The sequence below is a fragment of the Protaetiibacter larvae genome (assembly GCF_008365275.1).
GTDB lineage: Bacteria > Actinomycetota > Actinomycetes > Actinomycetales > Microbacteriaceae > Homoserinibacter > Homoserinibacter larvae.
This window is the reverse complement of sequence record NZ_CP043504.1, coordinates 1,654,072-1,663,429: the sequence shown is the minus strand read 5'-3', so window position 1 is coordinate 1,663,429 and position 9,358 is coordinate 1,654,072. Positions and strand designations below refer to the sequence as shown.

Here is a 9,358-nt window from a genome sequence, read left to right as displayed (position 1 = left end):
CGAGCAGGTGGGCCCACGCCGCCACGGGGCCCCGGGCGCGGCGAAGCCGCGTTCGGGGTGGCGGTGGGGACAAATCCTGTCAGCCCGACGTCACGAGAGAGGGTCGCCTTCGGGCGGCCCTCTCTCGTTGTCTCGAGCCGAATCGGCGACGCTCCCCTAGGCTCGCGGCATGTCGGAGGTCCTGATGATCGGCGGCGATGTGGGCGGCAATGTGCCGCCCGCCCTCGCCATCGCGGACGAGCTCGCGCGTCGGGGGCATCGCGTGACGCTCGCGGGCGTGCGCGCTCGGCCCGGCGACCCGCAACCCACTGGGGTGGTCGAGGTGCCGCTGCAGTCGTTCGACGATGTCGACATCACCCGCGCCACGGGCACCGTCGGCCAGCTGCGGGCGCTCTCCCGGCTCGGCATGAGCGCTGCCGTGACGCGCGAGGTGCGCGCATTGATCGCCGAGGGTCGCCCGGATGCCGTCATCCTCGACGGCATCATGCTGCGCGCACTCAAACATGCACTCCGCAGCGGGGTGCCGACGGTCGTGCTGTTCCACTCGCTCGGCGCGTTCTGGGCGGACGGCGCCACCCGCGGCCCCGTGGATGTGCTCATGCGGCCCTTCGGGATGCGCCCGGCGACGCTGTGGGGCGCGGCGGCGGCACGGATCCTGCCCACCGACCGTCAGCTCGACCCCGCCGGGTCGCGCAGCGATGTGCCGGCGTTCGACTGGGTCGGCACCACGGAACCCGGCGCCCCGCCCGCATCGCGCACGCCGGGCGCACCGCCGCTCGTGCTCGTGAGCCTCAGCTCGGCGTGGCAGAGCGGGCAGCTCGAGGTCTACCGACGGATCGTGGCGGCGCTCGGCGGGTTGCCGGTGCGGGCGATCGTCACCACCGGCGGCGTCGACCTTGAGGGGGAGCTCGCGCCGCTGCCCAACGTCGAGGTGCGCGGCCGGGTGCCGCACGCCGAACTGCTCCCCCACGTCGACCTCGTGGTCGGCCACGGCGGCCACTCGACGACCCTCAAGACCCTGGCCCACGGCATCCCGCTGCTCGTGCTGCCGATGAACCCGGCCTCCGACCAGCGGCTCATCGGCGGCGTGGTCGAGACGGCCGGGCTGGGGCGGGTGCTGCCGCGCACCGCGCCCGTCGAACGCATCCGGGACACCGTGCGCGAACTGCTCGCCGACGACGCGGTCCGCGCCGCCGCCGCCCGCACCGGGGAGCGGCTGCGCGCCCAGCGCGGTGCCGCGGTCGCCGCCGATCTCCTCGAGCAGCGGGTGCTCGCCGGACGCTAGACCGCGTCCTCGTGGAGCATCCAGGTGTCGCCGACGCGGCCGGAGGATCCGGTGATCACGGCTCACCTTCGTCGCGTAAGGGCACTCGCGCTCGGCGGCGAAAACGGGGAGCCGTAGAGTCGGGGGGTGAGCCTCGATCCCACCCCGCACGGCACGCGGATCGAGCTGCCCGGCACCTACAACTTCCGCCCGGTCGCCCCCGGCCTCATCCGCGAGGCCCGCCTCTACCGCTCCGACTCGCTGCACCGTCTGGCGCCCGCCGGCCGCCGCGCCCTCGCCGAGCTCGACGTGCGGCTCGTGATCGACCTGCGCTCCGACTTCGACCGCCGCTTCGGCGGCCGCGACCGGCTGCGCGGGGTGGGCGCCGAGTATCGCGCGATCCCCATCCACGGCGCCGGGCGCGGCACGGACCCCTCCACGCTCACCATCCGCTCCGTGTACCGCTCGATCCTCGAGAACCACCGGGCGCAGCTCGGCGAGACGATCCGCGCGGTCGCCGACGCGGACGGCGCGGTCGTCGTGCACTGCACCGCGGGCAAGGATCGCACGGGTCTCGTCGTGGCGCTCATCCTGCGCGCCCTCGACGTGGAACCCGAGCGCGTCGTCGCCGACTACGCACTCAGCGAAGGCAACCTCGCCGGCGAATGGTCGGAGGCGATGCTGCGCCGGGTGGCACGCTACCGCCCCACGATCGGCGACGAGCTCCGTGAACTGCTCACCGGCTCCCCCGCGCCGGCACTGCTCGACACCTTCGCCTGGATCGACGCCGAGCACGGCTCGGTGCAGGGCTACCTCGAGACCGCGGGCGTGGATGCCGGCGTGGTCGATCGCCTGCACCGCAGGCTCGACCGGTGAGCGCCGCGCACGCGGCTATCGCTCGCTGAAGACGCACCCCGTCTCGACCGGCTCCCCCGCGAGGCGGTCCTTCGTCCATTGGAACAGCTCCGGGATGAGCGGCGAGTCGGGCTCCACGAGCGCCACATGGTCGCGACCCGCGAAATCGCGGTAGTCGAGCTGTTGACCCGCGGCGCAGAGGGCGTCGGCGTAAGCCCTCTGGGCGGCGGGGATCACGAGCGGATCGGCGGCGCCCTGCGCGAGCAGCAGCGGGGCCGAGATCGTCGGCGGCGGCACGTTCTGTGCGAGCCGTTCGCCGAGCACCCCCTGTGTCGGGTCCTGAGAGAAGATCTCCGGGTCCCGCGACAGCGCGAGCGCGTTGAGCACCGACACGAACACGCCCGGTTCCGCGAGGCAGCGCCGCGCCATCTGCTCCACGGTGACCCGCGCCCCGGGCCGCACGAAGTCGCGCGCGTTCACGTCGGGATAGATCGCGGTGTACGCGGCGATGACGTAGGAGGCGAACACGCTGCCACCGGTGATCTCGGGCAGGTGCCGCACGAGCGCGGGCAGGTCGCTCGCCGGTGCGAGCGAGGCGACGCCCGCGATGTCGAGTTCGGGGGCGTACTCCTCGGCGAGCGCGCCCGTCCAGAGTGCTCCCGCGCCGCCCTGCGAGTGCCCCCACACCACATGGACGTCGCCGAGGCGCGCGGCCGACAGCTGCCGCGCCGCGCGTGCGGCGTCGAGCGCCGCGTGGCCCGTGTCGGGCCCGATCAGGTACGGGTGCGGGCCGCGGGTGCCGAGGCCGATGTAGTCGCTCGCGACGAGCGCCCAGCCGTTGTCGATCACCTGGTCGAGCACGAAGAGGGCGCCCGATTCGAAGGGATGCTCGGCGAGCGACGGCGCGCAGTTCTCCGCGAAACCGGTCGTGCCGTGCGTCCAGTCGATGACCGGCCACGCCCCGTCACCGTCGCGCGGCACCACGACGATGCCGCTCGCGACCGCTGCGCTGCCGTCGCCCCGGGTGGTCGTGTAGAGGATGCGCCAGCCGAGCGCGTTCGACGGCACATCGCGGGTGAACGGCTCGGAGCGGATCAGCTGGCCCGGTTCGTCCGGCACCACGCGCGGCGGCGCGTAGAACTCGTCGACGACGGGCGACCCCTGCAGCAGACTGCCGCTCACCGAGGCGGCGCCCGCCGCGAGCGCGAGCGCGAGCACCGCGGCGATCGTGCGCGCCCAGCGCCGCCATCCGCGGGGCGGGGCGTCGACGTCCGTCTGCGGGCGCGTCGAGCGTCGCCCGCGGATCGCGTGCCAGAGCTCCACGAGCCCCGCCATGACGAGCCGCGCGCCGAACACGACCGCGACGATCAGCAGAGTGATGTCGGGCCAGACGAGCGCGAGCACGCCGAAGACGATCCCCGCGGCGCCGAAGGCGAAGGACGCGATGCGGGCATCCAGGGTGATCCGGCCGCGGAAGCCTGCGGCGATCGACAGCACGCCGTTCACGATGAGCGCGACGCCCACGATCACCGCCACGAGTCGCACGGTGAGGCCCGGCAGCACGAGCACCAGGACGCCCGCGACGACCCAGACGATCGCCTTCACCAGCTGCCACCGACTCGGCACCGCGTCGTCGGCGTCCGGGTCCGCCGCCTCCGCCCGCGCGATCAGCTCGAGTGCGCCCGAGAGCACGAGACCGGCCCCGATGAGCCAGGCGAGCAGGTCGAGCGAGGTGGTCGGGCGGGAGATGATGACCGCCCCGAGGGCGATCGCGAGGATGCCGACGATCGCGCGCGCCCATCGCGGGAGCCGCGAGAACCATCCGCCGAGACGCACCACACCCCCTGTCTAGCGCATGTCGGCGCCCCGACTAGCGGTTCAGCGCCTCGAACAGCCCGTCGTAGGCGGGCTTGCGGCTGAAGTCCTCCCACCACGGCGTCGCCGCTCCCTCATCGGGGAACACCGAGGGCACCCACGAGTAGTGGTCGCCCACGCCCCAGACCGTGAACGAGGTGCAGCGTCCCGTCGCGCGGCACGCCTCTACCAGGTCCGCGAACCACTGCGACTGCTGGGCGAGCTGCGTCGGGGTGGGCGCGCCGTCGAGCGGCATCCGCACATCGGCTTCGGTGACGGCGATGGCGAGCCCGAGCTCGGCGAAGCGCGCGAGGTTCTCCGCGACGGCGCTCGGCTGCGGGTAGCTCATGCTCAGGTGCCCCTGCACGCCGAGCCCGCCGAGCGGTACGCCGTCCGCGAGCAGCTGCTGCGCGAGGGAGAGGTAGGCGTCGGCCTTCGGGCCGCGGGATTCGATGCCGTAGTCGTTGAGGAACAGCACCGCCGCGGGATCCGCCTCATGCGCCCAGCGGAATGCATCGCCGACGATCCCGATGCCGAGGCGCGCGATCCAGAGGTTCTCGCTCCGCGGCGCGCCGTCGTCGCCGAAGATCTCGTTCGCGACGTCCCACTGCGCGATGCGCCCCGCGTAGCGACCCACGACCGTCGTGATGTGCTCGTGCAGGATCGCGCGCAGCTCCTCGTCGCTGAACTCGCCGTCCGCGAGCCAGGCGGGGTTCTGGCTGTGCCAGAGCAGGGCGTGGCCGCGCACCGCCTGCCCGTGCTCCTCGGCGAACGACACGATGTCGTCGGCGGGGCCGAAGCGGTACTCGTCCCGCGCGGGGTGCACGAACTCCCACTTGAGCTGATTCTCGGGGGTGAGCGAGGAGAACTCCCCCGCGAGCAGCTCGCGATAGGCCTGGTCGTTCGGGAACGGGTCGGGGTAGCCCGCCGAGACATGATGCCCGCCGCCGGCGACAGCGGCACCGATCACGAGGCCGGCGGGTGCGGCATCGCGCAAACGGGCCTCGGCCGGGGATGTCGACCCGTTCGTCGGGGGCGCGGGCTCGGGGGTCGGCGCCGTGCAGCCGCCCAGCACGAGCGCGCACAGCGTGGCCCCGGCGAGCAAAAGCGAACGCGACATTGCGGGCATTGGGCGAGTGTACCCGGGTGCGACGCGTACCCTGGGCCGGTGACCGAACGCAGCGCCGCAGAGCACCTCGACGCCCTTGTCCGCACGGTGCCCGATTTCCCGGAGCCCGGCATCCTGTTCCGCGACCTCACCCCGGTGTTCGCCGACGGGCCGGCGCTGGCGGCCGTCGCGGATGCGCTGGTCGCGCCGTTCGCGGACGGCTTCGAGGTGATCGCGGGCGTCGAGGCACGCGGTTTCGCGCTCGCCGCCGCAGCAGCCGCCCGCAGTGGGCACGGCCTGCTGCTCGTGCGCAAGGCGGGCAAGCTGCCTGGCGCGACTCTGCGTGAGAGCTACGCCCTCGAATACGGCGACGCGACGCTCGAAGTGCACGCCGACCAGCTGCCCGCCGGCTCGCGCGTGCTCCTCGTCGACGACGTGCTCGCCACCGGGGGCACGCTGTCCGCCTCGCAGCGCCTCATCGAGCGCGCCGGCTGGGTGCTCGCGGGTACCGCGGTCGTGCTCGAACTCACCGGGCTGCAGGGTCGCGCACGACTCGCGGGCGGCGAGGTGCACGTGCTCCAGCAGGCGTGATCGCACCGCGCGGCGCTCAGCGAAGCGTCGCGGCCATCCCCATGCGCGCCAGCACGACGTTCTCGATCAGTTGCACGACGTTGTAGAGCAGCAGGGTGACGACCGTGATGAGCGCGACCGACGCCCAGAGCTCGTCGAAACGCGCGGAGGCGGAGAACTTCTGGATCATGCCGCCGATGCCGGTTCCGGTCGACAGCCACTCGGCGAGCAGCGCCCCCGTCACGGCCCCCGGCACCGAGACGCGGGCGGCGACGAACAGCGACGGCAGCGCGCCCGGGATGCTCACCTTCCGCAACTGCGTGAACCGTCCGCCTCCGTACACGGCGACGAGGTCGAGGCTCTCGCGGTTGGCGCGCGAGAGCCCGAACAGCACGGACGCGAGCGCCGGGAACAGCACGACGATCGAGCCGATGACCGCCACCGACGCGGTCGTGCCGCGCCCCGTCAACAGGATGATGACGGGCGCGATCGACACGAGCGGCACGGTGCGCAGCACGAGGGCGAGCGGCACGACCCCCGCCTCGATGGCACGCGAGAGCGAGAACAGCACGGCGAGCACGATCGCGACCGCCATGCCGACCACCCAGCCCAGGGCGGCATCCTGCAGGGTGGTGCCGAGCAGCGGCAGGAGCGCCGCGCGGTGCGCGGCCGCCGACTTCTCGGGGTCGACGCCCGGCGCATCCACGAACAGGTAGTCCCAGACGTCGAGCGGGCCTTTCGCGACGTAGGGCGAGATGCCGGTGAGGCTCACGATCCCCTGCCACAGCAGCAGCACGATGGCGAAGGTGAGCGCCGCGTTGACGAGCGCCCGACCGACCGAGCGACCGAGCGCGCGCCCGCGATCGCGACGCACCTGGCGACGCACCGCGGCATCCTGCTCGGGCGAGGTGACGGCACCGAAGGTCGCGAGCGTCACGAGGCGCTCCGCCCCGACACCCACGGCGTCACGAACCGCGCGAGCAGGCCCACGACGGCGTAGCCGACGAGCGCGACGAGCGCGCACAGCAGGAACACCGCCCAGACCCGGGTCGAGTCGAGGTTGCCCTGCAGCCGGATGAGGGTGATGCCGACGCTGCGGTCGGTCGCCCCCATGTACTCCCCCAGCACCGCGCCGAGGAACGCGCTCGGCACCGCGATCTGCAGCGCATTGAGGATCGCGGGGGCTGCCGCGATCAGCCGCACCTTGGTGAGCTGCGTCCAGCGACCGCCGCCGAACACCCGGACCACGTCGATGCTGGCGCGATCCGCCGCCCGGAAGCCGGCGAGCGCGCCCACCACGGTCGTGAAGAACACGGCGAGTGCCGCGAGGAAGACGGCCGTGCTGGACGGGTCGCCGGGCTGCTTCGCTCCACCGAGCACGACGATCGCGATGCCCCCGACGGCGACCACGGGAAGGCAGTACGAGACGACGGCGATCTGGGTGACGACCGGTTCGATGCGCGGCAGCAGCAGCACGGTCGAGGCGAGCAGCAGCGCGACGCCGTTGCCCCAGGCGAAGCCGATGAGGGCCTCGGTGATCGTCACCTGGAAGACCGACCAGTATGCGGCGGGTCCGTCGGCGACGAGCTGCTGCACGACGGCGAGCGGCGTCGGCACCGGGGTGAAGTCGGTGCCGGGCGGCGGGGTGAACACCGTCGCCGACAGCACCCACCACGCCGCGACGAGCACGACGGCGCCGATGAGCGCCGCAGCCCAGCCGGGGAGGCCCGTGCGTCTGGTCACCTAGGACTCCGCCTCGGCGTGCCCGTCGGCTCCGAACAGCAGCTCGGATGCGCGGTCGACGAGCGCATGGAACTCGGGGCTGCGCATCATGTCGGGGGTGCGCGGACGGGGCAGGTCGACCTCGATGATCTCCTTCACCCGCCCGGGCCTCGGCGACATGACGGCCACCCGGTCGGAGAGGAAGATCGCCTCCGCGATGCCGTGGGTGACGAGCAGCGTCGTTGCGGGCTTCTCGGTCCAGATGCGCAGCAGCTCGAGGTTGAGGTTCTGGCGCGTCATGTCGTCGAGCGCGCCGAACGGTTCGTCGAGCAGCAGCACGGATGGCTTGAGTGCGAGCGCACGCGCGATCGACACGCGCTGCCGCATGCCGCCCGAGAGCTGCGCGGGCTTGGCCTTCTCGAAGCCGGTGAGCCCGACGAGCGCGATGAGCTCGTCGAGGTACGCGTCGTCGACCCTGGCACCCGCCACCTCGAACGGCAGCCGGATGTTGGCGCGCACGCTGCGCCACGGCAGCAGCGCGTGGTCCTGGAAGGCGATGCCGAGCTGGCTGTCGCGGCGCAGCTCCCGCGGCGTCCTGCCGTCCACGCGCACCTCACCCGTTGTGGGCTCCTCGAGGTCGGCGAGGATGCGCAGGATCGTCGACTTGCCGCATCCGGACGGCCCGAGCAGCGCGAGGAACGAGCCCTGCTCGGTGTGCAGCTCGGTGTCCTGGAGTGCCTGCACGGTGCGGCCCCGCCCGACGTCGAACGACTTGCTGAGGCCTGCGATCCGGATGCCGGTGCCCGCGACAGTCGGGGCACCGGCATCCGGTGTTGCGTCGATCGTCATGACTAGGGAAGGTACGCCTTCAGCTCGGGGTTCTCGGCGTAGATCTCGTCGATGATGCTCGTGTCGAAGAGCTCGTCGACGGTCACATCCCATCCGGCGGCGGCGAGCGAGGCGACGGTCTGCGCCTTGAGCTCGTCGCTGATCGTGAACAGGCCGTTGGCCTCGGTGTCGGCGGTCGAGATGAGCAGCTTCTCGGCCTCGAGTCCCTTACCGGTCTTCACCGGGTCGAGGGCTCCGAAGACCGACTCGAGGCCCTCGGCGTTGTCCGCGGCGGCCTGGTTGTAGAACTTCTCGATGAGCGCCACCGTGGTCTCGGTGTCGTTCTGGAACACCTCGGTCCAGCCCTTGATCTCGGCGATCAGGAAGGCCTTCAGCAGGTCCTTGTGCTCGGCGAGGTACTGCTCGGTGACCGAGTAGGTCTCCGCCACATAGGGCACGCCGTTGTCGGCGTAGGGCAGGTTGGTGATCTCGTACCCGGCGAGTTCCACGGTGAGCGCCTCGTTGGTGAGGTACGCCATGAATCCGTCCACGTCGCCGTTCATGAGCGGCGTCGGGTCGAAGTCGACCGGCACGACCTCCACCTGGTCGGGCGAGATGCCGTTGGCGGCGAGGATGGCGGCGAAGACGCTCGCGTTGGAGTCCTGCACGCCGATCTTCTTGCCGATGAGGTCCTCGGGGGTCGCGATGTCCGCGCCGTCCTTGAGCGAGAGGATCGTGAACGGGTTCTTCTGGAAGGTCGCGCCGATGATCTTGAGCGGGGCGTCCTGCTCGGCGATCGCCGCACCGATCGACGCCGCGTCGGAGAGGGCGACCTGGACGGTGCCCGACAGCAGCTTGGCGACCCCGGTGTCGGGTCCCGAGATGCCGATGACGTCGTCGAAGCCGGCCTCGTCGTAGAAGCCCTTGTCGTAGGCGTAGTACTCGCCCGCGAACTCCTCGTTCTTGATCCAGGAGTACTGCACGCTGATCTCGCCGTAGGAGGCGGCCTCGCCCGGCTCGGGGGTGTCGCCGGCGGCGCAGGCGGCGAGGACGAGGGCGGTTGCCGCGGAGGCGGCGATGGCCGCGACGGAGCGGCGGAGACGGCGGTGCGCGGTGCCGGCGGTGGATGCCATGCGGGTGGGGATCCCTTCGGATGG

At 72.2% G+C, this 9,358-nt stretch carries 9 protein-coding genes; 3 read left to right on the top strand and 6 right to left on the bottom strand.

Annotation, left to right across the window (positions count from 1 at the left end; all coding sequences use genetic code 11):
* Positions 1-169 precede the first annotated feature (169 nt).
* Positions 170-1,285 (top strand): glycosyltransferase, encoded by a 1,116-nt coding sequence (locus FLP23_RS07865; protein ID WP_149325344.1) that lies wholly within the window; start codon positions 170-172, stop codon positions 1,283-1,285.
* Between the two features lie 126 nt (positions 1,286-1,411).
* Entirely contained in the window at positions 1,412-2,140 is a 729-nt protein-coding gene (locus FLP23_RS07860) for a tyrosine-protein phosphatase (protein ID WP_149325343.1), read from the top strand.
* A 15-nt stretch (positions 2,141-2,155) separates the two neighbouring features.
* On the opposite strand, the gene FLP23_RS07855 is transcribed toward FLP23_RS07860, so the two are convergent.
* Positions 2,156-3,958 carry a lipase family protein gene (locus FLP23_RS07855; protein ID WP_149325342.1) on the bottom strand — a complete coding sequence of 601 codons (1,803 nt, stop codon included), beginning with the start codon at positions 3,956-3,958 and terminating at the stop codon, positions 2,156-2,158.
* 31 nt (positions 3,959-3,989) lie between these two features.
* Positions 3,990-5,102 carry an endo-1,4-beta-xylanase gene (locus FLP23_RS07850; RefSeq protein ID WP_149325341.1) on the bottom strand — a complete coding sequence of 371 codons (1,113 nt, stop codon included), beginning with the start codon at positions 5,100-5,102 and terminating at the stop codon, positions 3,990-3,992.
* A 39-nt stretch (positions 5,103-5,141) separates the two neighbouring features.
* Here FLP23_RS07850 and FLP23_RS07845 point away from each other — a divergent pair, with 39 nt between their 5' ends.
* The gene (locus FLP23_RS07845; RefSeq protein WP_149325340.1) at positions 5,142-5,672 is read left to right on the top strand and encodes an adenine phosphoribosyltransferase; all 531 of its coding nucleotides are present in this window, start codon (positions 5,142-5,144) and stop codon (positions 5,670-5,672) included.
* A gap of 16 nt (positions 5,673-5,688) precedes the next feature.
* Here FLP23_RS07845 and FLP23_RS07840 read toward each other — a convergent pair whose 3' ends face one another.
* From FLP23_RS07840 to FLP23_RS07825, 4 genes are read right to left on the bottom strand one after another with little or no spacing between them, the layout of a single operon-like run.
* Entirely contained in the window at positions 5,689-6,588 is a 900-nt protein-coding gene (locus FLP23_RS07840) for an ABC transporter permease (protein WP_149325339.1), read from the bottom strand.
* Entirely contained in the window at positions 6,585-7,394 is an 810-nt protein-coding gene (locus tag FLP23_RS07835) for an ABC transporter permease (RefSeq protein WP_149325338.1), read from the bottom strand. The genes FLP23_RS07840 and FLP23_RS07835 overlap by 4 nt, the downstream gene beginning before the upstream one ends.
* Positions 7,395-8,222, bottom strand: a complete 828-nt coding sequence (locus tag FLP23_RS07830; protein WP_149325337.1) for an ABC transporter ATP-binding protein — start codon at positions 8,220-8,222, stop codon at positions 7,395-7,397.
* 2 nt (positions 8,223-8,224) lie between these two features.
* Positions 8,225-9,334, bottom strand: coding sequence for an ABC transporter substrate-binding protein (locus tag FLP23_RS07825; protein WP_149325336.1), 1,110 nt, complete (start codon positions 9,332-9,334; stop codon positions 8,225-8,227).
* Between the last annotated feature and the right edge of the window lie 24 nt (positions 9,335-9,358).